The 25,062-nt window shown below is 48.0% G+C and carries 27 protein-coding genes and 1 tRNA gene; 21 read left to right on the top strand and 7 right to left on the bottom strand.

Translation table 11 applies throughout. The annotated features are described in order from the left end of the window. Nucleotides 1-68: 68 nt before the first annotated feature. On the top strand, nucleotides 69-689 hold the full coding sequence (locus RRV97_RS06550) for a hypothetical protein (protein ID WP_315611062.1): 621 nt from the start codon (nucleotides 69-71) through the stop codon (nucleotides 687-689). 75 nt (nucleotides 690-764) lie between these two features. Here RRV97_RS06550 and fdx read toward each other — a convergent pair whose 3' ends face one another. The 3 genes from fdx to hscA form a co-directional block, all read right to left on the bottom strand. Beyond that, entirely contained in the window at nucleotides 765-1,106 is a 342-nt protein-coding gene (gene fdx / locus RRV97_RS06545) for an ISC system 2Fe-2S type ferredoxin (protein WP_003745561.1), read from the bottom strand. 92 nt (nucleotides 1,107-1,198) lie between these two features. Then, on the bottom strand, nucleotides 1,199-1,561 hold the full coding sequence (locus RRV97_RS06540; RefSeq protein ID WP_315611061.1) for a TIGR02328 family protein: 363 nt from the start codon (nucleotides 1,559-1,561) through the stop codon (nucleotides 1,199-1,201). A gap of 76 nt (nucleotides 1,562-1,637) precedes the next feature. Next, nucleotides 1,638-3,497 (bottom strand): Fe-S protein assembly chaperone HscA, encoded by a 1,860-nt coding sequence (gene hscA, locus RRV97_RS06535; RefSeq protein ID WP_315611060.1) that lies wholly within the window; start codon nucleotides 3,495-3,497, stop codon nucleotides 1,638-1,640. 245 nt (nucleotides 3,498-3,742) lie between these two features. On the opposite strand from hscA, the gene rpsF reads away from it, so the two are divergent. From rpsF to mltB, 5 genes are all read left to right on the top strand, one after another. After that, complete coding sequence (rpsF, locus tag RRV97_RS06530) at nucleotides 3,743-4,114, top strand: 30S ribosomal protein S6 (protein WP_004519252.1); 372 nt, start codon at nucleotides 3,743-3,745, stop codon at nucleotides 4,112-4,114. Then, nucleotides 4,111-4,413, top strand: coding sequence for a primosomal replication protein N (gene priB / locus RRV97_RS06525; RefSeq protein ID WP_315612242.1), 303 nt, complete (start codon nucleotides 4,111-4,113; stop codon nucleotides 4,411-4,413). The genes rpsF and priB overlap by 4 nt, the downstream gene beginning before the upstream one ends. A 6-nt stretch (nucleotides 4,414-4,419) precedes the next feature. Then, entirely contained in the window at nucleotides 4,420-4,650 is a 231-nt protein-coding gene (rpsR, locus tag RRV97_RS06520; RefSeq protein WP_003678863.1) for a 30S ribosomal protein S18, read from the top strand. 16 nt (nucleotides 4,651-4,666) lie between these two features. After that, nucleotides 4,667-5,119, top strand: a complete 453-nt coding sequence (gene rplI / locus RRV97_RS06515; protein WP_036490126.1) for a 50S ribosomal protein L9 — start codon at nucleotides 4,667-4,669, stop codon at nucleotides 5,117-5,119. A 202-nt stretch (nucleotides 5,120-5,321) separates the two neighbouring features. Continuing rightward, nucleotides 5,322-6,401, top strand: coding sequence for a lytic murein transglycosylase B (gene mltB / locus RRV97_RS06510; RefSeq protein ID WP_315611059.1), 1,080 nt, complete (start codon nucleotides 5,322-5,324; stop codon nucleotides 6,399-6,401). Between the two features lie 57 nt (nucleotides 6,402-6,458). Here the strand turns inward: mltB and RRV97_RS06505 are convergent, their stop codons facing one another. Continuing rightward, on the bottom strand, nucleotides 6,459-7,172 hold the full coding sequence (locus RRV97_RS06505) for an aldose epimerase (RefSeq protein WP_049323827.1): 714 nt from the start codon (nucleotides 7,170-7,172) through the stop codon (nucleotides 6,459-6,461). Nucleotides 7,173-7,370: 198 nt separating this feature from the next. Between RRV97_RS06505 and dnaX the strand changes: the two genes are divergently transcribed. From dnaX to RRV97_RS06490, 3 genes are all read left to right on the top strand, one after another. Continuing rightward, on the top strand, nucleotides 7,371-9,374 hold the full coding sequence (dnaX, locus tag RRV97_RS06500) for a DNA polymerase III subunit gamma/tau (RefSeq protein ID WP_315611058.1): 2,004 nt from the start codon (nucleotides 7,371-7,373) through the stop codon (nucleotides 9,372-9,374). Nucleotides 9,375-9,463: 89 nt separating this feature from the next. Next, nucleotides 9,464-9,799, top strand: a complete 336-nt coding sequence (locus RRV97_RS06495) for a YbaB/EbfC family nucleoid-associated protein (protein ID WP_003678854.1) — start codon at nucleotides 9,464-9,466, stop codon at nucleotides 9,797-9,799. A gap of 174 nt (nucleotides 9,800-9,973) precedes the next feature. Further along, entirely contained in the window at nucleotides 9,974-10,540 is a 567-nt protein-coding gene (locus RRV97_RS06490; RefSeq protein ID WP_315611057.1) for a hypothetical protein, read from the top strand. A gap of 251 nt (nucleotides 10,541-10,791) precedes the next feature. On the opposite strand, the gene RRV97_RS06485 is transcribed toward RRV97_RS06490, so the two are convergent. Further along, a tRNA-Asn gene (locus RRV97_RS06485) sits at nucleotides 10,792-10,867 on the bottom strand. A 138-nt stretch (nucleotides 10,868-11,005) separates the two neighbouring features. After that, complete coding sequence (locus tag RRV97_RS06480) at nucleotides 11,006-11,497, bottom strand: hypothetical protein (protein ID WP_003678851.1); 492 nt, start codon at nucleotides 11,495-11,497, stop codon at nucleotides 11,006-11,008. Between the two features lie 180 nt (nucleotides 11,498-11,677). Here RRV97_RS06480 and dapF point away from each other — a divergent pair, with 180 nt between their 5' ends. The 4 genes from dapF (at nucleotide 11,678) to RRV97_RS06460 (ending at nucleotide 14,822) form a co-directional block, all read left to right on the top strand. Further along, entirely contained in the window at nucleotides 11,678-12,529 is an 852-nt protein-coding gene (gene dapF / locus RRV97_RS06475) for a diaminopimelate epimerase (RefSeq protein WP_315611056.1), read from the top strand. Beyond that, nucleotides 12,526-13,128 carry a hypothetical protein gene (locus tag RRV97_RS06470; RefSeq protein ID WP_315611055.1) on the top strand — a complete coding sequence of 201 codons (603 nt, stop codon included), beginning with the start codon at nucleotides 12,526-12,528 and terminating at the stop codon, nucleotides 13,126-13,128. The genes dapF and RRV97_RS06470 overlap by 4 nt, the downstream gene beginning before the upstream one ends. Nucleotides 13,129-13,234: 106 nt before the next feature. Beyond that, nucleotides 13,235-14,167, top strand: coding sequence for a cysteine synthase A (gene cysK / locus RRV97_RS06465; RefSeq protein WP_315611054.1), 933 nt, complete (start codon nucleotides 13,235-13,237; stop codon nucleotides 14,165-14,167). A gap of 154 nt (nucleotides 14,168-14,321) precedes the next feature. Beyond that, a complete protein-coding gene (locus RRV97_RS06460) occupies nucleotides 14,322-14,822 on the top strand; it encodes a membrane lipoprotein lipid attachment site-containing protein (protein WP_371444493.1) in 501 nt (166 codons plus the stop codon). 84 nt (nucleotides 14,823-14,906) lie between these two features. Here the strand turns inward: RRV97_RS06460 and RRV97_RS06455 are convergent, their stop codons facing one another. Continuing rightward, nucleotides 14,907-15,290, bottom strand: a complete 384-nt coding sequence (locus tag RRV97_RS06455) for a YkvA family protein (RefSeq protein ID WP_049329785.1) — start codon at nucleotides 15,288-15,290, stop codon at nucleotides 14,907-14,909. A gap of 462 nt (nucleotides 15,291-15,752) precedes the next feature. Between RRV97_RS06455 and sdhC the strand changes: the two genes are divergently transcribed. The 8 genes from sdhC (at nucleotide 15,753) to odhB (ending at nucleotide 25,041) form a co-directional block, all read left to right on the top strand. After that, the gene (gene sdhC / locus RRV97_RS06450; protein WP_003686156.1) at nucleotides 15,753-16,130 is read left to right on the top strand and encodes a succinate dehydrogenase, cytochrome b556 subunit; all 378 of its coding nucleotides are present in this window, start codon (nucleotides 15,753-15,755) and stop codon (nucleotides 16,128-16,130) included. Next, nucleotides 16,124-16,465, top strand: a complete 342-nt coding sequence (gene sdhD, locus RRV97_RS06445) for a succinate dehydrogenase, hydrophobic membrane anchor protein (RefSeq protein WP_004519264.1) — start codon at nucleotides 16,124-16,126, stop codon at nucleotides 16,463-16,465. Before sdhC ends, sdhD begins: the two co-directional genes overlap by 7 nt. A 2-nt stretch (nucleotides 16,466-16,467) precedes the next feature. Next, nucleotides 16,468-18,231: a succinate dehydrogenase flavoprotein subunit gene (gene sdhA, locus RRV97_RS06440; RefSeq protein ID WP_315611053.1), complete on the top strand. Its 1,764-nt coding sequence runs from the start codon at nucleotides 16,468-16,470 to the stop codon at nucleotides 18,229-18,231. Nucleotides 18,232-18,350: 119 nt separating this feature from the next. Further along, nucleotides 18,351-19,058, top strand: a complete 708-nt coding sequence (locus tag RRV97_RS06435) for a succinate dehydrogenase iron-sulfur subunit (protein WP_002241462.1) — start codon at nucleotides 18,351-18,353, stop codon at nucleotides 19,056-19,058. Nucleotides 19,059-19,061: 3 nt separating this feature from the next. Continuing rightward, on the top strand, nucleotides 19,062-19,310 hold the full coding sequence (locus tag RRV97_RS06430) for a succinate dehydrogenase assembly factor 2 (protein ID WP_003678830.1): 249 nt from the start codon (nucleotides 19,062-19,064) through the stop codon (nucleotides 19,308-19,310). A gap of 123 nt (nucleotides 19,311-19,433) precedes the next feature. Beyond that, on the top strand, nucleotides 19,434-20,717 hold the full coding sequence (gene gltA / locus RRV97_RS06425) for a citrate synthase (protein ID WP_315611052.1): 1,284 nt from the start codon (nucleotides 19,434-19,436) through the stop codon (nucleotides 20,715-20,717). Nucleotides 20,718-20,931: 214 nt separating this feature from the next. Next, nucleotides 20,932-23,760, top strand: coding sequence for a 2-oxoglutarate dehydrogenase E1 component (locus tag RRV97_RS06420; protein ID WP_188211514.1), 2,829 nt, complete (start codon nucleotides 20,932-20,934; stop codon nucleotides 23,758-23,760). Nucleotides 23,761-23,859: 99 nt separating this feature from the next. After that, complete coding sequence (gene odhB, locus RRV97_RS06415; RefSeq protein ID WP_002217383.1) at nucleotides 23,860-25,041, top strand: 2-oxoglutarate dehydrogenase complex dihydrolipoyllysine-residue succinyltransferase; 1,182 nt, start codon at nucleotides 23,860-23,862, stop codon at nucleotides 25,039-25,041. Nucleotides 25,042-25,062: the final 21 nt, after the last annotated feature.

The following is a 25,062-nucleotide window of genomic DNA, read 5'->3' as shown; positions in this document are numbered from 1 at the left end:
GCTATGCAACCAAATTTTTTGGAACGGCTCTTAAGACAATCCATCGCTTAAAAATAAAAGGAAAAAAGATGAATAACGCACTCAACGCCAAGCTATCCAAACTGATTTACGCGCTTGCTTCAGATGATCCGGAGTATCTATCTAAAGCAGGCGCATTTGACCGTTTGCTGTTGTTGGTTCGCGAACTTTATCGGATACTGGATGAGACAGAAGGTTTGAAACAGCTGGTGTTCCGTCTGTATTACGGCAAGCACTATGGCTTAATTAAACTGGATGCAGCTTCGCCCAATGATGATGCAGGCACATTAAGGTTGAAACGTTGGATGGTTTATTCGCGTATCGCCGAGCGTATCGAAAATTGCGGCAAGCATTTGTCGGTCGTGCTTGAAGATGCGGTGTTGGAAAATGGCGCGGACAAATCGCGTTATATAGAGGAAGCCAATGCCATTATCGAGCGTTTCGGTTTGGTAAGAGATGAGGCTGCACTTTCGGCCATCGAGGCAGAGGAAGCATTGAAGGCAGAGGCCGAACTGCCGACAGTAAACAAATCTAAAAACGCGGCTCCCCGTTATAACGGCAATTTGCATCAAATCAGAATGCAAGAAAAAATTGAAAATTACTCCGCTACGCAGAAAGTGGCCTCCATGCAGATTTCGCGTATGCGTTTTATTTTTCCTCATATCAAATAGGTTGCCGCATAAGCAACAGGCCGTCTGAAAACCATGAATTTGTGGTTTCAGACGGCCTTTTCATTCAATCTTGTTTTAGTGGTCTTCACGTGCATGGTTGATCGTATATTTAGGAATTTCTACGACCAAATCTTCATCGGCAACAACTGCCTGACAGCTTAAGCGTGAATCGGCTTCCAAGCCCCATGCCTGGTCGAGCAGGTCTTCTTCCAGCTCGCTCGGCTCTTCTAAGCTGTCAAAACCTTTGCGGATGATGACGTGACAGGTTGTGCAGGCACAGGATTTTTCACAGGCGTGGTCGACTTCGATATCGTGGTCGAGCAGTACGTCAAGGACGGTTTGACCTTCCGGTGCGTCTTCGATAACCGCGCCTTCGGGGCATAATGTCGCGTGTGGGAGTACGGTAATTTTTGGCATTTTTATTGTCTCGGTTGTTTAAGAGTGGTTGTGGTTAAAGTGGTTTCAGACGGCCTTGGGTATTCAATATTCAGGCCGTCTGAAAAATGGGTTTATAACATGATGCCTTTACTTCTTAAATTTTCCAGACATTCGTCCAAGTAAGCATCATCATGTTCGGCATAAATCGGCGAAGTAGCTGTTTCAGCCGCGTGCGAATGGTATGGGGCAACGGTTTTGCCGCGATATAGCGGGTCTTTCCATAAAGCATCGGGTTTGTAACCGCGCTTTTCCATCTCTTCCATAATCAACGCGTGATACAGGTAGAGTTTGTAGGGTGAGTGGGTAAAAACGTAATTAACCGTCGCATGCGGCCTGCCCCAGCCCGCCCCGCGTAAAGCAGCGCATTCGCGGTGTTGCCCCAAAAGCTGGGCACGGGGGAGTAGGGAGATAAGGGTTTGGTGCCAGAGTCGCATAGAAGTAATCAGGTCGTTTGGGATATTAGATTTTCAGACGGCCTTTTGATTCAAGGCCGTCTGAAACCATTTGCCGTCAAATATTATCAACGCTTTGCCCTGTCAACGCGCGTTGGATGTTGCGGTTCATGCGTTTGGCGGCGAAGTTGTCGGTGCTGTGGCTGAGTTTGGCGACGGCGGTGCGGATGTCTTCGGCTTTGCCGTCTTTCAGACGGCCTTGCAAGTTGGCGATGTCTTGTTGAATCTGTTGCAATTCTTCGGCATCCAGCAAATCGCTATCCAATTCAAGGGCGGCGTTGACGGCGTCGGTCAGGCTTTCGGCTTCGACCACGGCTTCGGCGCGTGCGCGTGCCGCCATGTCTTCGGCGGCGTTACTCATGCTGTCTTTGAGCATTTGGGTAATGGTGTCGTCGTCCAAGCCGTAGGAAGGTTTGACTTCGATTTGCGCCTGTACGCCGGTGCTTTGTTCTTGGGCGGAAACGGACAGCAAGCCGTCGGCGTCAACTTGGAAGGTAACGCGGATGCGCGCCGCGCCTGCGGTCATGGGCGGAATGCCGCGCAGGGTGAATTTGGCAAGGCTGCGGCAGTCGGAAACGAGTTCACGCTCGCCTTGTACGACGTGTATCGTCATGGCGGTTTGACCGTCTTTGAAGGTGGTAAAGTCCTGCGCGCGCGCGGTGGGAATGGTGGAATTGCGCGGGATGATTTTTTCGGCAAGGCCGCCGTAGGTTTCCAAACCGAGCGACAGGGGGGTAACGTCCAGCAGCAGCCATTCGCCGTCGGTTTTGTTGCCGGCAAGGACGTTCGCCTGTATGGCGGCGCCGAGCGCGACAACTTCATCGGGGTTGAGGTTGTTCAACGGGGTTTGTCCGAAGAAGGTGGCGACCGCTTGTTGAACGTGCAGCATACGGGTGGAACCGCCGACCATAATCACGCCTTTGATGTCGGCTTTGGTCACGCCCGCGTCTTTCAGTGCCTGTTTGACCGGCTCTATGGTTTTTTGCACCAGATTTTGTGTCAGATTGTGAAATTCTTGGCGGGTAATGACAGTATGAACTTTATGGCCGTCTGAAAGTGTGGTTTCGATGACGGCTTCGGTTTGAGTGGTCAGTTTTTCTTTGGCGGCACGGACAAGGGAAAGCAGAAGCTGGCTGTCTTGTTCGTTGAGTTTGGAAAGGTCGTTTTGTTCCAGCAGGTGGCAGAACAAGCGGTGGTCGAAGTCGTCACCGCCCAATGCGCTGTTGCCGCCGGTGGCTTTAACTTCAAACAGACCTTTGGTCAGTTGCAATACGGATACGTCGAACGTACCGCCGCCCAAGTCGTAAACGACAAACGTGCCTTCTGAGGCGTTATCCAGCCCGTAGGCGATTGCGGCGGCGGTCGGCTCGTTGAGGAGGCGCAAGACATTCAAGCCTGCCAAACGCGCGGCATCTTTGGTGGCTTGGCGTTGGGCATCGTCAAAATAAGCGGGTACGGTAATGACGGCGCCGACCAAATCGCCGCCTAAAGTTTCTTCGGCACGCGATTTGAGGGCTTTGAGGATTTCTGCCGATACTTCGATAGGCGTTTTTGCACCTTGACGGGTGTTTAATTCAACCACGCGCTCATTGGGGGTAAATTGATAAGGCAGGTATTGCGCATCTTGTGTAAGGTCTGTAAGGGTGCGGCCGATCAGGCGTTTGGCGGAGCTGACGGTATTTAGCGGATCGGTTTTTTGGGCAGAAAGGGCGTTTTTGCCGACTTCGACTCCGCCATCCAAATAACGGACAACCGAAGGCAGGGTGGTACGGCCGTCTGAATCGGGCAGGCAGACTGCGCTGCCGCTGCGTACGGTGGCCACCAAGCTGTTGGTTGTACCTAAATCAATGCCTACGGCGAGGCGGTGTTGATGGGGGGCGGCGGACATGCCGGGTTCGGAAATCTGCAAAAGAGCCATGATTGTGTGCCTTCTGATGCTGTATTTATTAGGATGGGGCAGATTTTAGCAGATTTTTGGCAGATAGTTGAGTGGTTTGCTAGGAAATAACCCTAAGGCCTAATGTTGTTTTTTAATTGAAAAGAAAGTGGATTTTGAATCCGGACTTGTATTTTTTAAGAAATGCGGATAAAATTCAGCCTCTTTGCCTTGCCTTTTACTTCGCATGGTGAAAGGCTGTTTTTAATCATCCATAAGGAGATAACATGCGTCATTACGAGATCGTGTTTATCGTTCATCCTGATCAAAGCGAGCAAGTGCCTGCTATGGTTGAGCGTTACAAAACCATGATTACTGAAGCCAACGGTAAAATCCACCGTTTGGAAGACTGGGGCCGTCGTCAATTGGCTTACCCAATCAACAAAATCCACAAAGCACACTATGTTTTGATGAATATCGAAACTACTCCTGAAGTGGTTGAAGAGTTGGAAACTGCTTTCCGCTTCAATGATGCCGTACTGCGTCACCTGACCATCAAAACAAAACACGCTGTAACTGAAGCTTCCCCAATGCTGGGCGGCGAAAAAGCAAAAAACTTGCTGAACGGTGCGGCTGAAGAAGTTGCAGCAGCTGAATAAGATTGAATAATCTGATTAAGCTTACCGCCCGTATCTTACAGGTTCAGCCTTTGAGATATACGCCGGCAGGAATTCCTGTATTAGATGTTGTGTTGCAACATGAATCTTGGCAGGAAGAAAACGGACAGAAATGTCTGGTCAAATTTGAAATTCCCGCGCGGATTTTAGGTAAGCAGGCTGAGGAATGGCAGTATCGGCAAGATGCCGTCATCGAGTTGGAAGGTTTTTTGGCGCAACGCAGCCAACGCTTCCCCAAGCCGGTACTACGCATACAGAACATTAAAGAATATAAAGGTTAAACGACAATGGCTCGTCAATCATTCAAACGTAGAAAATTCTGCCGCTTTACGGCTGAAAAAATCCAAGAAGTTGATTACAAACAAGTTGATTTGTTGAAAGACTTCATCTCTGAAAACGGCAAAATCATCCCTGCCCGCATTACTGGTACTAAAGCACACTACCAACGTCAGTTGGCTACTGCTGTGAAACGTGCCCGTTTCCTGGCTCTGTTGCCTTACACCGATCAACACAAATAATTTTGGAGTTTAAATCATGCAAATTATTCTGTTAGAAAAAATCGGCGGTCTGGGTAACTTGGGTGATATCGTTACCGTTAAAAACGGTTACGCACGCAACTTCCTGATCCCTGCCGGTAAAGCAAAACGTGCAACCGAAGCCAACATGAAAGAATTCGAAGCACGCCGCGCTGAATTGGAAGCCAAACAAGCTGAGATCTTGGCTGATGCTAAAGCACGTCAAGAAAAACTGGAAGGCCAAACCATTACTGTTGCTCAAAAAGCCGGTGTTGATGGTCGTCTGTTCGGTTCTGTTACCAATGCTGACATCGCTGAAGCGATTGTTGCTACCGGTATCCAAGCTGCTAAAGCAAACGTACGTCTGCCTAACGGTCCTTTGAAAGCTGTTGGCGAATACGAAGTTGAAGTGGCTCTGCACACTGACGCTGTTGCTAAAATTACCGTTGCTGTTGTTGCAGCCGCTGAGTAATTGATTCATTCAAGGCCGTCTGAAAATCAAGGGTTTCCTTGAATTTCAGACGGCCTTGTTTATCTGCTTGAGCCGAAGTAAGTAAATATCGATTTGTCTATATTTTTTAAGTCTGTCTAGAAATATAGCGGAAGAGATAATGTATTGGCCGAATATTCATTCGTGTTCGGGTTTGTCGTATTATTTAGTAAAGAGATTATTTATGAATAAAATCAAAATCTTTGGGATAGGTCTGACTGCTTTGGCTTTAGCTTCATGCGGCACTCCGCAAAAGCCTGCTGTTGATACGGCAAAACCTGTCGAGCCTGTTTCCTCTGCAAAACGACCTGTATTTGATGCTGCGGCTGAATCTGTTGCCAGCAGCGGTTTTAATGAAAACATCAATGTTCAGCAGTTTATCCAATATGAAGTGAAAAACCGTCGTTTCAGTGCGGAAGAATTGCGTAACTTCTTCAATGGCGTGGTGTATAAAGGCAATATTATTACCATTATGTACCGCCCAAGCACTTCGCGTCCTTGGTATGAATTCCGTACTGGTAACTCCGGTGCGGCCAAATTTAACGGCGGCAGACAATTCTATGCGGCAAACCGTGCCGTAATTGATGATGTGGCACGCAAATACGGCGTACCTGCCGAATTGATCGTGGCGATTCTCGGTATTGAAACCAATTATGGCAAAAATACGGGTAGCTTCCGCGTTGCCGATGCTTTGAGTACATTGGCCTTTGATTATCCACGCCGTGCCGAATTTTTCCAAAACGAATTGAGCGAACTTTTGCTGATGGCAAAAGAAGAAAAAGAAAATATCTTTGACTTCAAAGGCAGCTATGCCGGCGCGATGGGCATGCCGCAATTTATGCCTTCCAGCTACCGTAAATGGGCGGTGGACTATGATGGTGACGGGCATCGCGATATTTGGAATAATGTCGGCGATGTGGCGGCTTCTGTCGCCAATTATATGAAACAGCATGGTTGGCAGACCGGCGGTAAGATGGTTGTGCCGGTCAGTCTGACGATTACGCCGCACTTGCAGGCGATTATCGATGAGAAAACTGCTTTGACACGCACTGTCGCAGATTTCAAAGCCTTGGGTGTCGTGCCTCAAGCTGCTGTTGCCGATAATGAAAAAGCTGTGTTGTATGCTTTGGAAACCAGCCCTGGCGTATTTGAATACTATTTGGGCCTGAATAACTTCTACACTGTATGGCAATACAACCACAGCCGCATGTATGTAACAGCGGTACGCGATATTGCGAATGCAATCAATAACAATGGCTTGTAAGCCATAAGAAAACCACCCTTCGGGGTGGTTTTTAGATATTGAGGATTTGTAAGGGAGTTAAGCCATCAGTCTGATTTTCATGGCGTAACGTTTTTTACTGTGCCCTGAAACAAATTGTCCGCCTCGGGCAGGGGATAAAAATGCATTGCCTTCTGCGGTTGGCTCTGCACAAGTATATTGGCCGTTTCGATCGCTCCAGAGTGCGTACACAGGCAGATTGTGGGTACGGATATCCAGTTTCAAGCCGTCAAATGCAACGTGTGCATCTTGGTCGGAGGAAACAAATTCGGTATGGGAGATATAGTCGGCATCGTATGGTGCGCCGTTGAAATCAAATTGTGTGCCGGCAGCGGTAAAGTAGGGGTGGAATCCTGGAGAAGTGCGGACGGGTGATTCGCCGTAATTGCAGACGGTCAGGATGGCGATGGCTTCATTTTCATTAGGCAGGCTGTAATCGAGCAACCATTCGACGTGTTCATAGCCTTTTTCTGTGCTGATTAATTTCAAGCCGATATCTGATTCATTTTGATGGCGGATTTCCCAGTCTGATGTTCTGCCGAAACCATGTTGGGCCAGATGATTTTTGCTGTCTGGTCCGAATTGGGGTAAGCAAACGTGCATACCACCGCGTAATTTTGTGTCATCGCCCACTTGAACGCTGGTTTTCGGAAATAAGACTTCCCGTCCTTTTAAAATCAGGGAATCAATATATCCGCCCATTGTATTGACTTGCATAGTGGCTGATTGGTTGCGTAGTATGATTTCAGACATGATGATTTGAGCTTCAAATTGTTTATTATTTATGTAGCATTCTAACATTGCAATGACATGCTGTCGCCGTCGGCTTGATAGAAAATCCTTAATAAAAATCAAAAAAATGCTAGAATATATGCCATTTTCTGAGGCCGTCTGAAAAGCGGATAATTCTTTTCAGACGGCCTTCCGATTTATTTCCCGTAGAGAAACAACATGGCTTATCAAGTTCTTGCACGAAAATGGCGTCCGAAAACCTTTGCCGACTTGGTCGGTCAGGAACACGTCGTCAAAGCCCTGCGCAACGCGCTGGACGAAGGCCGTCTACACCATGCCTATCTGCTGACAGGAACGCGCGGCGTGGGTAAGACCACGATTGCCAGGATTTTGGCCAAGAGTTTGAACTGTGAAAATGCCGTGCATGGCGAGCCATGCGGTCAGTGTGAAAGCTGTACGCAAATCGACAGCGGCCGTTATGTGGATTTATTGGAAATCGACGCGGCATCGAATACCGGTATCGACAATATCCGCGAAGTGTTGGAAAACGCGCAATACGCGCCGACTGCGGGTAAATACAAAGTCTATATCATCGACGAAGTGCATATGCTTTCCAAAAGCGCGTTCAATGCCATGCTGAAGACTTTGGAAGAACCGCCTGAACACGTCAAATTTATTTTAGCGACCACCGATCCGCACAAAGTCCCCATTACTGTATTGAGCCGCTGTTTGCAGTTTGTTTTGCGCAACATGACAACCCAGCAGGTTGCCGAGCATTTGGCACATGTTTTGGACCGTGAAAACGTTCCTTATCAGCCGCAGGCCTTACAGCTTTTAGGACGCGCCGCCGCCGGCTCGATGCGCGATGCGTTGAGCCTTTTGGATCAGGCGATTGCCATGGGTTCGGGTAAAGTGGCCGAACAAGATGTCCGCCAGATGATCGGAGCGGTCGATAAACAATATTTGTTTGAATTGCTTGAAGGAATCATTAATCAAAACGGTGAGGCCGTGCTGGAAAAAGCTCAGGAAATGTCCGCTAGAGCGATTGGTTTTGATAGCGCATTGGCAGAATTAGCCATGCTGTTGCAGCGTTTGGCTTTGATTCAAACAGTTCCTTCCACCTTGGCGAATGACGACCCTGAACGTGAAACCTTGCTTCGTTTAAGTCAGGCCTTGAGTGGCGAGCAGATTCAGCTTTATTATCAATGTGCTATTCATGGCAAACAGGATTTGCCGCTGGCTCCGGACGAATATGCCGGTTTTGTCATGACGCTTTTGCGTATGCTTGCATTTGCGCCGTTGGCCGCTTCAAGTTGCGGTACGCAAAGTCAGATTGAACACACGGATTTGCATTCCGATCATCAGAAAGCTGAGGCTGAAAAAAAGCCTTTTCAGCTGCCGAAATCTGAACCGATAGCAGCACCGGCGGTTGAGAAAGAGGCTGTTTCTGCCAAGCAGGATACCGTTGAAAGGCCGTCTGAAGAAACTGTTCAGCCTGTTCAGCAACAACAGACGGATGTACCGCCTTGGGAGGAAATGCCGAGCCAAGTATCGGCTGAGCCGCCTCAAACTCAAACGGTACAGATACAAGAAGCAGCGGAGCCATTGCCTGTGGCAAAAGTTCAGACGGCCCCTGAACCGGAAGCATATCCGCACATGGATGAGGAAATTCCACCTCCGTATTTTGATGAAGCATATGCATATGAAGATTCGCATCGTGCTGATGTGATGGAAGTACCGCAGCCGGTTGCGTCTGCTGAGCCTGAAGAAGAGGAGGGGGATGAAGAAGAGCTTCAGTTTGCTCCTTTGCCTGAGTTTAAAACAGAGAATTGGCACAGCATTATCGAACGCTTCGCCCGTAAATTAGGCGCGGCGCAGATGTTGGCGCAAAATGCGGCATGGACGAATTATGATGCGGAAGCAGGATTAATTATGCTGTCGTTGACGGATGAGGCCAAAGCTACTGCCAATAAAGAGCGCTTGGATAAAATCTGCCAGACGTTGAGCGAAGCCTATCATCTTGGCAATTTAAGATTGCAAACCGAGCCTTGGCAGGATGATAAAGGCTGGGAAACGCCGGTGATGCGCCGTAAGCGTATTCAAGAAGAAGGGCGGCAGCAGGCGCAAGATTTGCTGGAAGCGGATACGACGGCGCAGAAAATCTTGCAAACCTTTGAAGCGCAATGGCTGCCGGATTCTTTAGAGTTGGCAGGACATTCTTAACATACTGATATACAAGGCCGTCTGAAAGGCAATAGCATTTTCAGACGGCATGAGTGAAACCCATTTATTCAAACCCATAGGAGTAAAACATGTTCGGAAAAGCCGGATTAGGCGGCCTGATGAAACAGGCCCAACAAATGCAGGAAAACATGAAAAAGGCACAAGCCAAGCTGGCTGAAACCGAAGTTGAAGGTGAGGCAGGCAATGGTTTGGTGAAAGTCGTGATGACCTGTTCCCACGTTGTCCGCAAACTTGAAATCAGCCCTGATTTGATTCAAGAGGCCGCTGATGACAAAGAAATGCTGGAAGATTTGGTATTGGCCGCCATCAATGCCGCTTCTGAAAAAGCTGAAGAAACGACCAACAAAACCATGGGTGCATTTACCCAAGGCCTGCCAGCAGGCATGGGCGACTTCTTCCGCTAAACTTGCGCCACAAAGCAAACAAAGGTCGTCTGAAACGCAAAAAATCAGTTTCAGACGGCCTTCGTATTATCTGTTTTGCAGATTGAAAAGTTATTCCGCCGCAGGCATATTGAGTGTTTATTGCATTCAAATCCGCTCAATCAATATTAAAAACCAACCAATACACTAAACAAAATGAAACCGTCCCTTCCCATCCGCTCACTTCTTTTAAGCTGTATGTTCGCCGCAGCAAGCGCAAACAGCCTTGCCGCCGAAACCGTCATTACTTCTCCGGATAAGCAGTTCAGCGTCAGAAAAATCTGCAACCATAAAACCCAAGAATGCTCTTTCTTTGCAGGCAAAAAAGCTATCGAAAAAAATCTCCCTGAAGACAGGATAAGCCATAAATGGCTTGGCAATACTTTCGCATTAAGAATCAGCTTCGGGTCGTATGATTCCTACACCACCTTCGCCGACCGCACCCATAAGCCGCATACGCTTTCCTCCGTCATCGCCACCGATAGCAAAACGCAATGCGCCGTGACCGCAGATAATAAAGGCGTTTCTTTCTATTCGTTATTTCATGAAAAACCGGTCAAATTCATTGCCGCAAACGACAAAAAATTCGGCTTTCCCCAAGATGTTGCCACGCTGGAATCCGTTGTCAAAGCAGAATTCAAAGGCAAGAAAGTCCACATGACGTATATGAACAAAGCCGAACGCAATGTCTCGGTCGTTTTGGACAATCCGTGTGTGAAATGATGTGTCAAGTTTAAGGCCGTCTGAAAAGACGCTGTCCATTTCAAAACGAAACAGCCCGAAACCTGACTGAAAAAGGTTTCGGGCTGTTTGCACTTGTTCGCCAGACGAAGCGGGTAAGGCGTAAGGCGTGCCAGTTTGGGGGATAGAGACCTTTGCAAAGGTTTCATGAGGGTTCAGGGCTTTTTTGGAAAAGAACAATCGTTCCTTATTGATGTAAAAAAGCCTGAACAGAAGTTCAGGCTTTTAAAATTTGGCTCCCCGACCTGGGCTCGAACCAGGGACCTGCGGATTAACAGTCCGTCGCTCTACCGACTGAGCTATCGGGGAATGGGGCGTATTATAATGGCTGGAAAAAATGTGTCAATCCATATTTTCAAGAAAATGGTACAAAATATTTCAAATGTTTGAATGTTAAAAATATTTTGTAATCAAGTTTCACAGGCTTCCAGCCGTTTCAGACGGCCTTTAGTATTTGGCGTTAACCAATTTGCCGTTTTGGAATACTTGTTGCTGCATCACGGTGCCGTTGTAAGCGTAAGTGGTCAGCGAGCCGTTACTTGGCGTGGCACGGAACTGCATCAGTTGGTTGCGGCTGAGGACGTAGGGGTCCGTGCGTTTTTGGCTGTTGTCGCTGTAAAAGTCTTGCACGACATATTCGTTGTTGCGTTTGCTGATCAGTTGGCGATGGAAGCCACCTTTGACTGCGCTGTTGCTGGGTGTGCCGTGTGCATCAAAATAGGTCACGATTTGTTCTTCTGAGATACGGATGCCGTCTGAATCCGTGCCTTTGGTGGTTTTGGTTTTGTCCAAGCCGACAGGGATGTTGATGGACGTACCCAAGCCGACATGGCGGCCGATGCTGGTGCCGACGCCTAAACCGACGGAAACGCCGGGCGTGCCGACTGTACATGCGCTGAGTGAAGCGGCCAAAAGGGCTGGTAAGAGAACTTTTTTCATAATGTGTATCCTTGTAATAAGAAATGTTTGTAATGTGGGAAGTATAGTATTTTTGCGGGGTGGCTGGTGTTAGTATTGGTAAAAGGGCGCAAGGCCGTCTGAAAAACAAGATAGAAACGGATATATCATTCTGGTGTAGAATGTGCCGGAATAATGATTTAATAAGAATGTGAATGAATAATGAAAACTTTAAAATTTACGAAGATGCACGGCTTGGGCAATGATTTTATGGTGGTCAATGCCATCGAGCAGGACTTTGATCCGTTGGCTGCGCCGCTTGCCCAATGGGCAGACCGCTATCGCGGCGTGGGGTTCGATCAGTTTTTGGTGGTGGAGAAGCCTTTTTCTGATGCGGTCGATTTTCGGTATCGTATTTTCAATGCGGATGGTCGGGAAGTAGAGCAGTGCGGCAATGGTGCGCGTTGTTTTGCGCGTTTTGTCACGGATAAGGGTTTGACGGATAAAACGGAAATTTTGGTCGAAACGGCCAAAGGGATTATTGTGCCGAAGCTGTTGGATAACGGTTTGGTTACCGTCAACATGGGTAAACCGCGTTTTATGCCGTCTGAAATTCCGTTTGTGCCTGCGCATGGTGAAAATGAAGATGCGTTGACACATATTGTCTTGGTCGGTTTGGAATCTGTACCGGTAAGCTGCGTGAATATGGGTAATCCTCATGCGGTGATTTTGGTTGACGATGTTGAGGCTGCGCCGGTGGAGCATTGGGGCAGTGCCATTGAATCGCACGAGCAGTTTCCTGAACGGGTCAATGTCGGTTTTATGCAGGTTGAAGATGAGTTGTCCGTCCGGTTGCGTGTGTTTGAGCGCGGGGTGGGGGAAACTCAGGCTTGTGGCACTGGAGCGTGTGCGGCCGTGGTGGCAGGCGTGCGCAATGGCTTGTTGAAAGCGGGTGCGCCTGTGCGTGTTACTCTGCCTGGGGGCGAACTGTTTATCAGTTGGGAAGAAGGGGGTGATGTGCAAATGACCGGCCCTGCTGAAACCGTTTTCGAAGGCGAGTTGCAGTATTCATGATGGTTTCTTTGGATTTTTGGTTTGCCATTGCGTATGCTGCGGTATCGTTGGCGTTTATTTTTCGTGCGCAGCGGTTTCAATGGTTTTGGGCTGCGGTGCTGTTGTGGCTGGGGATTTCGGCACTGGGCGCGCGCTTGTTGCCCGGAATGTGGGGCTTTACGCATACAGGCCCTTTGTTCATCCCTCATTTTTACCTGACCGCCGCCAGTGTTTTTTTCTTTATTGACGATTGCGGTAAAACGGAAGACGGAAAGTTTTGGTCGGCAGGCGAATATGCCGGTTTAACCTTATTTGCCGTTTCCAATGTCGTCATGACTTTGGCTTTTGTTTTCTTGGCTGTCGCGGTTTATTTCATCTTGCCGCTGGCAGGCTCGGTTTTTGCATGGGCGGCCTTGCTGAAAATTTATGCTTTGAAACCCATTTATTGGTTTGCATTACAGGGCGTCCTGATGCTGGTGTTTTATCTGCACAGAGTGGTTGTTTGCAAGCAGTCTGCCTCTCTTTTCAGTATGCGGCAGATGTGGGCAGGCTGGACGGTTGCCGTCGTGATGCAGGCTGTGGTTGCCGTTGCATTGATTTTTGAGCGCAGTGGATATTGACCGCGCTTGAACCAAAAGTTATAAAGAAAGAAATTTTCGATATTGGTTTTTCAGACGGCCTGAGTTTAATATGCAGGCTGTATTACATCTAAATCAGGAGCAGGAAATGAAAATTGCAAATAATATTACCGAGCTGATCGGCAACACACCTCTGGTGAAACTGAACCGCCTGACCGAAGGTTTAAAAGCGCAAATCGCCGTTAAACTTGAATTCTTTAATCCGGGCAGCAGTGTGAAAGACCGTATTGCCGAATCTATGATTGAAGCGGCCGAGAAAGCCGGTAAAATCAATAAAGATACCGTTATCGTCGAGGCAACCAGCGGCAATACCGGTATCGGTTTGGCTATGGTGTGTGCGGCCCGGGGTTATAAATTGGCCATCACTATGCCTGAAAGCATGAGTAAAGAACGCAAAATGTTGCTGCGTGCGTTTGGTGCAGAATTGATTTTGACTCCTGCTGCTGAAGGCATGGCAGGCGCTATCGCTAAAGCCCAGTCTTTGGTGGACGAACATCCAGATACTTACTTTATGCCGCGCCAATTTGATAACGAGGCTAATCCTGAAGTTCACCGCAAAACCACTGCCGAAGAGATTTGGCGCGATACAGACGGTAAAGTGGATATTTTCGTGGCCGGTGTGGGTACGGGTGGTACGATTACCGGCGTGGGTGAAGTGTTGAAAAAATACAAACCCGAAGTACAAATCGTGGCTGTCGAGCCTGAAGCTTCCCCAGTATTGAGCGGTGGCGAAAAAGGCCCGCATCCGATTCAAGGTTTGGGTGCAGGCTTTATCCCCAGCGTTTTGAATACGACTGTTTACGACAGCATTTCCAAAGTACCTAACGAGGCAGCGTTTGAAACTGCGCGTGCTATGGCCGAAAAAGAAGGCATTTTGGTAGGTATTTCTTCAGGTGCGGCAGTATGGAGCGCATTGCAACTGGCCAAAAAACCTGAAAACGAAGGCAAGCTGATCGTTGTCTTGTTGCCATCATATGGCGAACGCTATCTTTCTACACCTCTGTTTGCCGATTTGGCATAATATAGGATTGTTGTTAAAAGGCCGTTTTCAGACGGCCTTTTTTACGTATGGGCTTGAGATATCGTATGAAATCTGTTGTAATTCAGTAAATGAGCTTTGAATACCGTTATTCAAAAGTTGGTTTCTTCAACGAATCATGCTTATAATGCGCATTATGAAAAAATACATTCTTCCTATCCTTGCTGTGGCGGCACTTGCCGGTTGTGAATCGATTTATGTTCCAACATTGAAAGAAGTGCCAGTTCGACCAACCAATGTCAAAAAGCCTAAGGCTGATTCACAAGTTTCAGCTACCGGTTATCATTTGGCTCCTTCGCATTGGGCAGATGTTTCCAAGATTCATGATGAAGCACGTCGCTTGAGTACCCAAGTGAGCCAAGGTAGTCTGACCAAAGTTCAGGCTGCCCAATATTTGAACCGCTTCCGTATCCAACAAGTGGGACGCAACTCCGTCGATGACAGTATGTATGAAGTTTATCTGCGTTCCGCCGTTGACAGCCAACGTGGTGAGATTACTACCGAGCAATCCAAACAGTACATCCAAGGTGCTTTGCGCGGTTGGCAACAACGTTGGAAAAACATGGATACCAAGCCAAGCAATCCTGCGTTTACCAATTTCCTGATGGAAGTTATGGGTATGCAACCTTTGAAATAAAAAAGTCATAAACTGAGAAGGCCGTCTGAATATTCAGACGGCCTTCTTTTTGTATTTATATATGTGTAGTCAAACTTTATCCAATTAAGAACCAAACAGCTTGTCAGCCGCTTGACGGGCTTTTTCTTGAATATCTTCGGTTAGATAATTTTTCATCTGAGAATAAACCAACGCAATGACGGCAATGTCATCACTGAAGCCAAATGGAATCAGAAGGTCGGGAATACTGTCGATAGGGCTGAGGAAGTAAACCAGTGCGCCGACAATAATCATTTTGGCGCGTTTGGGTGTATGTTCGGATTCCCAGAGATAATAAAGCGCATAAAGCTGGCGGACGACAGGTTTGCCCAAGCGTCCGGCAAAGCGTCCGAGTTTTTTCATGAAGCCAGATGTGTCTAAGTTTCGACGGCGGAAGGAGGGGATGTAGTCTTCCGGATCGGGGGTGTTTTGATGAGGGGAGTGTGTCATGATGCAGCTTCCTTATAAGGTATGGAAACATTGTTGGTGTTGCACTGTATTTTAGTCCATCTAGGGATGGATGAAATGTCTTTGAATGTATAACTATGTAAGAGTAGTGGTGATAATGCAATGGTAATAAGTTAAGAATGGCTTATGCCTTTGTAAAGATTAGGTATCAAGAGTGAGAATTTATCTCACAATAGATACAATTCTCAAACAATAATGATGTTATCGTAAGTGCTTTGATGGGGAGATGGCTTAATTGCAGGAAAGTAACAAAAAAGGCTAGCCACGCAAAAAAAAATCTAAGAATGATTGTTTGATTTTATTAGTCTTTTGGTAAAAATCATTAGAGCATTCATAAATTGCACTGTTCAAAATGAGATAAAACAGGTAAATTATGGTTTATGTAGCTTATTGTAGTGCTGAGCTATAGGTTTTGAGCTGATAATAAATCTAGAGGAACTGACCATGTCCGCCAAATCACGCCCGGTATTTTTGGAAATTCCGAATATCCGATTGCCCATACCGGGGATTGTATCTATTCTTCACCGTATCAGCGGCGTCGGCTTGTTTGTGATGCTGCCTGTTCTCTTGTATTTCTTCTCTGGAACGCTGGATCGCGAAGCGTCGTTTGAAGCATATCGTTCTGCTATCTCCAATCCGTTTGTGAAGCTGATCCTTATCGGTCTGTTGTGGGCATATCTGCACCACTTTTTCGCCGGTATCCGCTTTCTGTTTTTGGATGTACATAAAGGCTTGGAATTAAATACTGCCCGTGCTACTGCTAAAGTTGTATTTGCTTCTGCTTTGATTCTGACCGTCGTTTTGGGAGCTTTGTTATGGTAGAACGTAAATTGACAGGTGCGCATTACGGTTTGCGCGATTGGGCAATGCAACGTGCAACTGCGGTCATCATGTTGGTGTACACCGTAGTTCTTTTGGTTGTTTTGTTCACATTGCCTAAAGAATATTCGGCATGGCAGGCATTTTTTGATCAAACTTGGGTGAAGGTGTTTACCCAAGTGAGCTTCTTGGCCGTATTCCTGCATGCATGGGTAGGTATCCGTGATTTGTGGATGGACTACATTAAGCCTTTCGGCGTGCGTTTGTTTTTACAAGTTGCCACCATCGTTTGGTTGGTAGGCTGCTTGGTGTATTCAGTTAAAGTAATTTGGGGGTAAATATGAGTTTTCCTGTTCGTAAGTTTGATGCCGTGATTGTTGGCGGTGGTGGTGCAGGTTTACGCGCAGCCCTCCAATTGTCTAAATCTGGTTTGAATTGTGCTGTTTTGTCTAAAGTGTTCCCGACCCGTTCTCATACTGTAGCGGCTCAGGGCGGTATTTCTGCTTCATTGGGTAATGTGCAGGAAGACCGTTGGGATTGGCACATGTACGATACCGTGAAAGGTTCCGACTGGCTGGGTGACCAAGATGCGATTGAGTTTATGTGTCGCGCTGCGCCTGAGGCAGTGATTGAATTGGAACACATGGGTATGCCTTTTGACCGCGTAGAAAGCGGCAAAATTTACCAACGTCCTTTCGGTGGTCATACTGCCGAACACGGTAAACGTGCGGTAGAACGTGCATGTGCGGTTGCCGACCGTACCGGCCATGCGATGTTGCATACGTTGTACCAACAAAACGTCCGTGCCAATACACAATTCTTTGTGGAATGGACGGCGCAAGATTTGATTCGTGATGAAAACGGCGATGTCGTCGGTGTAACCGCCATGGAAATGGAAACCGGCGAAGTTTATATTTTCCATGCTAAGGCTGTGATGTTTGCTACCGGTGGTGGTGGCCGTATTTATGCTTCTTCTACCAATGCCTATATGAATACCGGTGATGGTTTGGGTATTTGTGCCCGTGCAGGTATTCCGTTGGAAGACATGGAATTCTGGCAATTCCACCCGACCGGTGTGGCCGGTGCAGGCGTGTTAATTACCGAGGGTGTGCGCGGTGAAGGCGGTATTTTGTTGAACGCCAACGGCGAACGCTTTATGGAACGTTATGCCCCAACCGTAAAAGACTTGGCTTCCCGTGACGTGGTTTCCCGTGCAATGGCAATGGAAATCTACGAAGGTCGCGGTTGCGGCAAAAACAAAGACCACGTATTGCTGAAAATCGACCATATCGGCGCAGAAAAAATTATGGAAAAACTGCCGGGCATCCGTGAGATTTCCATTCAGTTTGCCGGTATCGACCCGATTAAAGACCCGATTCCTGTCGTGCCGACTACCCACTACATGATGGGCGGTATTCCGACCAATTATCATGGCGAAGTTGTCGTTCCTCAAGGCGACGAATACGAAGTGCCTGTAAAAGGCCTGTATGCCGCAGGTGAGTGCGCCTGTGCTTCCGTACACGGTGCAAACCGCTTGGGTACCAACTCCTTGCTGGACTTGGTGGTATTCGGTAAAGCTGCCGGCGACAGCATGATTAAATTCATCAAAGAGCAAAGCGACTGGAAACCTCTGCCTGCTAATGCCGGTGAATTGACCCGCCAACGTATCGAGCGTTTGGACAACCAAACCGGTGGCGAAAATGTTGATGCATTGCGTCGCGAACTGCAACGCTCCGTACAACTGCATGCCGGTGTGTTCCGTACCGATGAGATTCTAAGCAAAGGCGTTCGAGAAATCATGGAGATTGCCGAGCGCGTGAAACGTACTGAAATCAAAGACAAGAGCAAAGTATGGAATACCGCGCGTATCGAAGCTTTGGAATTGGATAATCTGATTGAAGTAGCGAAAGCGACTTTGGTGTCTGCCGAAGCACGTAAAGAATCGCGCGGCGCGCACGCTTCAGACGACCATCCTGAACGCGATGACGAAAACTGGATGAAACATACCCTGTATCATTCAGATACCAATACTTTGTCTTACAAACCGGTACATACCAAGCCTTTGAGCGTGGAATACATCAAACCGGCCAAACGCGTTTATTGATGAGTTTTCAGACGGCCTTTATCTTGGAGGCCGTCTGAAACCTAACCATACCCACATTGAACTGCCTGAATCCATAATACAAAATCATTGGGCAGTTTATGAGAAAAGGAACACTTCTCATGGAAAAAATGAGTTTTGAAATTTACCGTTACAACCCGGACGTTGATGCCAAACCTTATATGCAACGTTACGAGTTGGAATTGGAACCAACCGACGTTAAACTTTTGGATGCTTTGGTGCGCCTGAAAGCACAAGACGATACATTGTCTTTCCGCCGTTCTTGCCGCGAAGGTATTTGCGGTTCTGACGGTATGAACATCAACGGCAAAAACGGCTTGGCATGTCTGACCGATCTGCGTGGCCTGAAACAGCCGGTTAAAATCCGTCCTCTGCCAGGCCTGCCTGTTATCCGCGACCTGATTGTGGATATGACCCAGTTCTTCAAACAATATCACTCCATCAAACCTTACGTTGTCAACGATAATCCTATCGATGCGGACAAAGAGCGTCTGCAAACTCAGGAAGAGCGTAAAGAGTTGGACGGTTTGTACGAATGTATTTTGTGTGCCTGCTGTTCGACTGCCTGCCCGTCATTCTGGTGGAACCCTGATAAATTCGTTGGTCCGTCCGGTTTGCTGAATGCTTACCGTTTCATTGCGGATAGCCGTGATACCATCACTAATGAGCGTTTGGATAACCTGAACGACCCATACCGTTTGTTCCGTTGCCACACCATTATGAACTGCGTAGACGTATGTCCTAAACACTTGAATCCGACCCGAGCCATCGGTAAGATTAAAGAGATTATGTTGAAACGAGCCGTTTAAGAAATGATGGTTTTTGACGATATTGCCAAACGGAAAATCCGTTTTCAAACCCGCCGGGGATTATTGGAATTAGATTTAATCTTCGGCAGGTTTATGGAAAAAGAATTCGAGCACCTGAGTGATCAGGAATTGTCCGAATTTTCCGAAATCCTCGAATTTCAAGACCAAGAATTGCTTGCCTTGATTAACGGACATTCGGCAACGGACAAGAAGCACCTGATTCCCATGCTTGAAAAAATCAGACAGGCATGATGTGTTATAGAGCTTGTTTGCGATACCGATCCGAACAAGCTCTTTCCATACGGAGGCCGTCTGAAAAAAAGACCGTGCCGCTTAGACGGCAACGAAAGCCCCAACCTACAAAGGAGTTTAAGAATGTCTAAATCAGTCAAGCTCACCACCCCAAATCAAGAGACCTTGGAACTGCCAGTATTGGAAGCAAGTATCGGCCATGATGTGGTTGATATCCGTACTTTGACTAAAAATACAGGTCTGTTTTCCTTCGACCCCGGATTCGTATCAACCGCAAGTTGCGAATCCAAAATCACTTATATTGATGGCGATGAAGGTCTGTTGTATTACCGTGGTTATCCTATCGAGCAGCTGGCCGAAAAATCTGATTACTTGGAAGTTTGCTACCTGTTGATTTACGGCGAACTGCCTACCCCTGAACAGAAAAAAGAATTTGATGCCACAGTCAGCCGTCACACTATGGTACATGAACAGCTGACTTGGTTCTTCCGCGGGTTCCGTCGCGATGCGCATCCGATGGCGATGATGGTGGGTGTGGTTGGCGCGCTGTCTGCGTTCTATCAAGACAGCTTGGATATTACCAATCCTGAACACCGTAAAATTGCGATTTACCGCTTAATCTCCAAAATTCCGACCATTGCGGCAATGTGTTACCGTTATTCCAACGGTTTGCCGTTCAATTATCCAAAAAATAACCTTTCCTATGCTGAAAACTTCTTGCACATGATGTTTGCCACACCATGTGAAGAATACAAACCTAATCCAGTATTGGCCCGCGCACTCGACCGCATCTTTATTTTGCATGCCGATCACGAGCAAAACGCGTCAACTTCAACCGTGCGTTTGGCTGGTTCTTCCGGCGCGAACCCGTTTGCCTGTATCGCAGCCGGTATCGCTTGCCTGTGGGGTGCTTCACACGGCGGTGCGAACGAAGCCGTCTTGAAAATGCTGGACGAAATCGGTGATGTGTCTAATGTTGCCGCATACATGGAAGGTGTGAAACAACGCAAATACCGTCTGATGGGCTTCGGTCACCGCGTATACCGCAATATGGACCCGCGCGCCAGCATCATGCGCGAAACCTGCTATGAAGTCTTGAAAGAGTTGGGCTTGGAAGACAGTCCGAAATTCAAGCTGGCGATGGAATTGGAACAAATTGCACTGAAAGACCCATTCTTTGTCGAACGCAAACTGTATCCAAACGTCGATTTCTACTCCGGCATTGTCTTGTCCGCGTTAGGTATTCCGACCGAAATGTTTACCGTTATCTTTGCGTTGTCCCGCAGTGTAGGCTGGATTTCACATTGGCATGAAATGATTAGCGATCCGACACTGAAAATCGGCCGCCCACGTCAACTGTATACCGGTGCGGAACGTCGTGATTATGTTCCGGTAGATAAGCGCTAACAGACAATATATTAATATATTGTTGAAAAGTCGTTTGAAAAAATCGAATTGTTGTTTTCAATGAGGTTGACCCGTAATTAATTAATTAAGTTGATAACAGGTAATTTGATTTAAAATAGGGTAGAATAAAGTGTCATTTCAGACGGCCTGAATTCCGTTCGGAGAACACGGGATTCTACCCTTTGTTTATATTTTAAAGAAAAGAGCTCACGCCATGATGGACGAAAAACTCAATTTCTCTTATCTGTTTGGTTCTAATGCGCCATACATCGAGGAGTTGTATGAAAAGTTTCTGGAAAACCCGGAATCTGTCGATGAAAAATGGAAACAGTATTTTACAGATTTGAGTAAACAGCCGGGCGCAGTCGCTGTCGATGTTGCCCACACACCGATTCGTGAATCATTTGCCACTTTGGCTAAAAAGAAAATTGCATCTGCTGTTGCAGGCGGTGTGGATGAGGCAATGATGAAAAAGCAAGTCAGCGTTTTGCGACTGATTTCTGCCTATCGTATTCAAGGCGTGGGTGCAGCCCAACTTGATCCGCTCAAACGTATTCCCCCTCAAAACATCGAAGCACTCGACCCTAAATTCCACGGTCTGTCTGATGCCGACATGGCGCTTCAATTCAATATGGGCGAGGGCGACTTTTCCGGTCAAGGCAAATTGCCCCTTTCCCAAATCATCAGCAATTTAAAACAAACCTACTGCGGCCACATCGCATTGGAATATATCTATATTCCCAATACTGAAGAGCGTCGTTGGGTGCGCAATTATTTTGAAAGCGTATTGTCCACACCGCATTACAATGCCGATCAAAAACGCCGCATTTTGAAAGAAATGACTGCCGCCGAAACTTTGGAACGTTATCTGCATACCAAATATGTCGGTCAAAAACGTTTCGGTGTCGAAGGTGGTGAAAGCGCGATTGCCGGTTTGAACTACCTGATTCAAAACGCCGGTAAAGACGGCGTGGAAGAAGTTATCATCGGTATGGCACACCGTGGCCGTCTGAATGTTTTGGTTAACATTTTGGGCAAAAAACCGGCTGATCTGTTTGCTGAATTTGAAGGCCGTGCCGAAATCAAATTGCCTAGCGGCGACGTGAAATACCACATGGGCTTCAGCTCCGATATCGCCACTCCGCATGGCCCGATGCATGTTTCTTTGGCGTTCAACCCGTCACACTTGGAAATTGTTAACCCGGTAGTGGAAGGTTCTGCGCGCGCCAAACAAAAACGTTTGGGCGAAAACGGCCGCGATAAAGTTTTGCCGGTATTGATTCACGGTGACTCTGCATTTATCGGTTTGGGTGTTAACCAAGCAACATTCAACCTGTCTAAAACACGCGGTTATACCACCGGCGGTACCGTTCACATCGTGATCAACAACCAAATCGGCTTTACCACTTCCGATACCCGCGATACCCGTTCTACCGTACACTGTACCGATATCGCAAAAATGGTTTCCGCTCCGGTTATCCATGTGAACGGTGATGACCCTGAACGTGTTTGCTTTGCCATCCAAGCCGCTTTGGATTACCGCAAAAAATTCCATAAAGACATCGTGATCGACGTTGTCTGCTACCGTAAATGGGGCCACAACGAGGGCGATGATCCGACCCTGACCCAACCGATGATGTACAAAAAAGTATCGCAACACCCGGGTGCGCGTGCTTTGTACACCGAACAACTGATTGCCGAAGGCGTGGTCACCCAAGCTGAGGCTGACGGTTACATCCAAGCCTACCGTGATGCTTTGGACAAAGGCGAACATGTTGAACAAACAACGCTGAGCAACTTCCAACGCACACAAATCGACTGGAGCAAATACCAAGGCAAAGATTGGCGCGAAAAAATCGAAACCGGTTTGCCTGCCGCCGACATCGAGCGTCTTACCGAGAAATTCACCGCCGTACCGGAAGGCTTTGCCCTGCATCCAACAGCAAAACGTGTGATCGAAGCACGTAAAGCCATGGCATCCGGCAAACAGCCTATCGACTGGGGTATGGCCGAAACCCTCGCATACGCAAGCCTGCTGACCAAAGGTCATGGTGTGCGTATCTCCGGTGAGGACTCCGGCCGCGGTACATTCTCACACCGTCATGCCGTTCTGCACGATCAAAAACGCGAAAAATGGGACGACGGTACTTATGTTCCTCTGCGCAACATGGGCGAAGGCTTGGGCGAGTTCCTGGTTATCGACTCTATCTTGAACGAAGAAGCCGTGATGGCGTTCGAGTACGGCTTTGCCTGCTCCGCTCCTGACAAGCTGACCATTTGGGAAGCTCAATTCGGTGACTTCGCCAACGGTGCGCAAGTAACTATCGACCAATTCCTGTCTTCAGGCGAAACCAAATGGGGTCGTTTGTGCGGCCTGACTACCATCCTGCCGCACGGCTACGACGGTCAAGGCCCCGAGCACTCTTCTGCACGCGTAGAACGTTGGTTGCAACTGTGTTCTGAGAACAATATGCAAGTCATCATGCCGTCTGAAGCGTCGCAAATGTTCCACCTCTTGCAACGCCAAGTTTTGGGTTCATACCGCAAACCGCTGGTGATTTTCATGTCCAAACGCCTGTTGCGCTTCAAAGGTGCAATGAGCCCGCTGGAAAACTTCACCGAAGGTTCGACTTTCCGTCCGGTTATCGGCGATACTGCCGAACGCGCAAGCAACGACAGCGTGAAACGCGTAGTCTTGTGTGCCGGTCAGGTTTACTATGACTTGGAAGCTGGCCGTGCCGAGCGTAAACTGGAAGATGATGTTGCTATCGTCCGCGTTGAGCAGCTGTATCCGTTCCCATATGAAGAGGTTAAAGCTGAACTGGCGAAATATCCGAACGCAAAATCTGTGGTTTGGGCGCAAGAAGAGCCGAAAAACCAAGGCGCGTTCTACCAAATCCGCCACCGCATCGAAGGCGTTATCAGCGAAGAGCAAAAACTGTCTTATGCCGGTCGTCCAAGCAGCGCATCGCCTGCAGTGGGCTACTCAAGCAAACACATTGCTCAATTGAAACAATTGGTTGAAGACGCTTTGGCGTTGTAAGCCTAGCGGCATTCCGTCTGAGGCTGCTCAGGCGGAATGCCCATATGCAGAATTAAAAACACACAACAGGCCGTCTGAAAGGGCCATTGGAGACACAAAATGATTATTGATGTAAAAGTACCTATGCTGTCTGAAAGCGTATCTGAAGGCACGCTCTTGGAATGGAAGAAAAAAGTTGGCGAAGCAGTTGCCCGTGACGAAATCCTGATCGATATCGAAACTGACAAAGTGGTTTTGGAAGTACCTTCTCCACAAGCCGGCGTATTGGTTGAAATCGTAGCGCAAGACGGTGAAACCGTTGTTGCTGACCAAGTTTTGGCCCGTATCGATACAGCTGCCACTGCCGCTGCTGAAGCACCTGCCGCCGCGCCTGCAGAAGCTGCCCCAGCTGCCGCTCCTGCTGCTGCACAAAACAACGCCGCTATGCCTGCCGCTGCCAAACTGGCTGCCGAGACCGGTGTTGACGTGAACGCATTGCAAGGTTCCGGCCGTGACGGTCGCGTCTTGAAAGAAGACGTACAAAATGCCGCTGCCAAACCTGCCGCAGCCGCTGCTCCTGCCGTTGCGCTTCCTGCCGGCGCACGTCCTGAAGAACGCGTACCAATGAGCCGCCTGCGTGCCCGTGTTGCAGAACGCCTCTTGGCTTCTCAACAAGAAAACGCTATTCTGACTACATTCAACGAAGTCAACATGAAACCAATCATGGACTTGCGTGCGAAGTACAAAGAAAAATTCGAGAAAGAACACGGCGTAAAACTGGGCTTCATGTCCTTCTTCGTTAAAGCTGCTGTTGCCGCCCTGAAAAAATACCCGGTTGTGAATGCTTCTGTTGACGGCAAAGACATCGTGTACCACGGCTACTTCGACATCGGTATCGCAATTGGCAGCCCACGCGGTTTGGTTGTACCTATCTTGCGCGATGCCGACCAAATGAGCATTGCCGACATCGAACAAGCAATTGTTGATTATGCGAAAAAAGCAAAAGACGGCAAAATCGCTATCGAAGATCTGACCGGCGGTACATTCAGTATTACCAACGGCGGTACTTTCGGCTCTATGATGTCCACCCCGATCATCAACCCGCCTCAATCTGCGATTTTGGGTATGCACGCTACTAAAGAGCGCGCTGTGGTTGAAAACGGCCAAGTTGTTGTCCGTCCAATGATGTATCTGGCTCTGTCTTACGACCACCGTATCATCGACGGCCGCGAAGCTGTATTGACTTTGGTAGCCATTAAAGACGCATTGGAAGACCCAGCCCGCCTGTTGTTGGATCTGTAATCGTTTCAGACGGCCTTTTAT

This window comes from Neisseria sp. DTU_2021_1001991_1_SI_NGA_ILE_055, from assembly GCF_032342915.1.
Classification (GTDB): Bacteria; Pseudomonadota; Gammaproteobacteria; order Burkholderiales; family Neisseriaceae; genus Neisseria.
The sequence above is the reverse complement of the archived record's forward strand: the minus strand, read 5'-3'. Positions and strand labels throughout refer to the sequence as shown.

Coding starts and splice junctions, on each gene's coding strand:
- RRV97_RS06550 (WP_315611062.1), top strand. CDS start 69: ATGAATAACGCACTCAACGCCAAGCTATCCAAACTGATTTACGCGCTT.
- fdx (WP_003745561.1), bottom strand. CDS start 1,106: ATGCCAAAAATTACCGTACTCCCACACGCGACATTATGCCCCGAAGGC.
- RRV97_RS06540 (WP_315611061.1), bottom strand. CDS start 1,561: ATGCGACTCTGGCACCAAACCCTTATCTCCCTACTCCCCCGTGCCCAG.
- hscA (WP_315611060.1), bottom strand. CDS start 3,497: ATGGCTCTTTTGCAGATTTCCGAACCCGGCATGTCCGCCGCCCCCCAT.
- rpsF (WP_004519252.1), top strand. CDS start 3,743: ATGCGTCATTACGAGATCGTGTTTATCGTTCATCCTGATCAAAGCGAG.
- rpsR (WP_003678863.1), top strand. CDS start 4,420: ATGGCTCGTCAATCATTCAAACGTAGAAAATTCTGCCGCTTTACGGCT.
- rplI (WP_036490126.1), top strand. CDS start 4,667: ATGCAAATTATTCTGTTAGAAAAAATCGGCGGTCTGGGTAACTTGGGT.
- mltB (WP_315611059.1), top strand. CDS start 5,322: ATGAATAAAATCAAAATCTTTGGGATAGGTCTGACTGCTTTGGCTTTA.
- RRV97_RS06505 (WP_049323827.1), bottom strand. CDS start 7,172: ATGTCTGAAATCATACTACGCAACCAATCAGCCACTATGCAAGTCAAT.
- dnaX (WP_315611058.1), top strand. CDS start 7,371: ATGGCTTATCAAGTTCTTGCACGAAAATGGCGTCCGAAAACCTTTGCC.
- RRV97_RS06495 (WP_003678854.1), top strand. CDS start 9,464: ATGTTCGGAAAAGCCGGATTAGGCGGCCTGATGAAACAGGCCCAACAA.
- RRV97_RS06490 (WP_315611057.1), top strand. CDS start 9,974: ATGAAACCGTCCCTTCCCATCCGCTCACTTCTTTTAAGCTGTATGTTC.
- RRV97_RS06480 (WP_003678851.1), bottom strand. CDS start 11,497: ATGAAAAAAGTTCTCTTACCAGCCCTTTTGGCCGCTTCACTCAGCGCA.
- dapF (WP_315611056.1), top strand. CDS start 11,678: ATGAAAACTTTAAAATTTACGAAGATGCACGGCTTGGGCAATGATTTT.
- RRV97_RS06470 (WP_315611055.1), top strand. CDS start 12,526: ATGATGGTTTCTTTGGATTTTTGGTTTGCCATTGCGTATGCTGCGGTA.
- cysK (WP_315611054.1), top strand. CDS start 13,235: ATGAAAATTGCAAATAATATTACCGAGCTGATCGGCAACACACCTCTG.
- RRV97_RS06460 (WP_371444493.1), top strand. CDS start 14,322: ATGAAAAAATACATTCTTCCTATCCTTGCTGTGGCGGCACTTGCCGGT.
- RRV97_RS06455 (WP_049329785.1), bottom strand. CDS start 15,290: ATGACACACTCCCCTCATCAAAACACCCCCGATCCGGAAGACTACATC.
- sdhC (WP_003686156.1), top strand. CDS start 15,753: ATGTCCGCCAAATCACGCCCGGTATTTTTGGAAATTCCGAATATCCGA.
- sdhD (WP_004519264.1), top strand. CDS start 16,124: ATGGTAGAACGTAAATTGACAGGTGCGCATTACGGTTTGCGCGATTGG.
- sdhA (WP_315611053.1), top strand. CDS start 16,468: ATGAGTTTTCCTGTTCGTAAGTTTGATGCCGTGATTGTTGGCGGTGGT.
- RRV97_RS06435 (WP_002241462.1), top strand. CDS start 18,351: ATGGAAAAAATGAGTTTTGAAATTTACCGTTACAACCCGGACGTTGAT.
- RRV97_RS06430 (WP_003678830.1), top strand. CDS start 19,062: ATGATGGTTTTTGACGATATTGCCAAACGGAAAATCCGTTTTCAAACC.
- gltA (WP_315611052.1), top strand. CDS start 19,434: ATGTCTAAATCAGTCAAGCTCACCACCCCAAATCAAGAGACCTTGGAA.
- RRV97_RS06420 (WP_188211514.1), top strand. CDS start 20,932: ATGATGGACGAAAAACTCAATTTCTCTTATCTGTTTGGTTCTAATGCG.
- odhB (WP_002217383.1), top strand. CDS start 23,860: ATGATTATTGATGTAAAAGTACCTATGCTGTCTGAAAGCGTATCTGAA.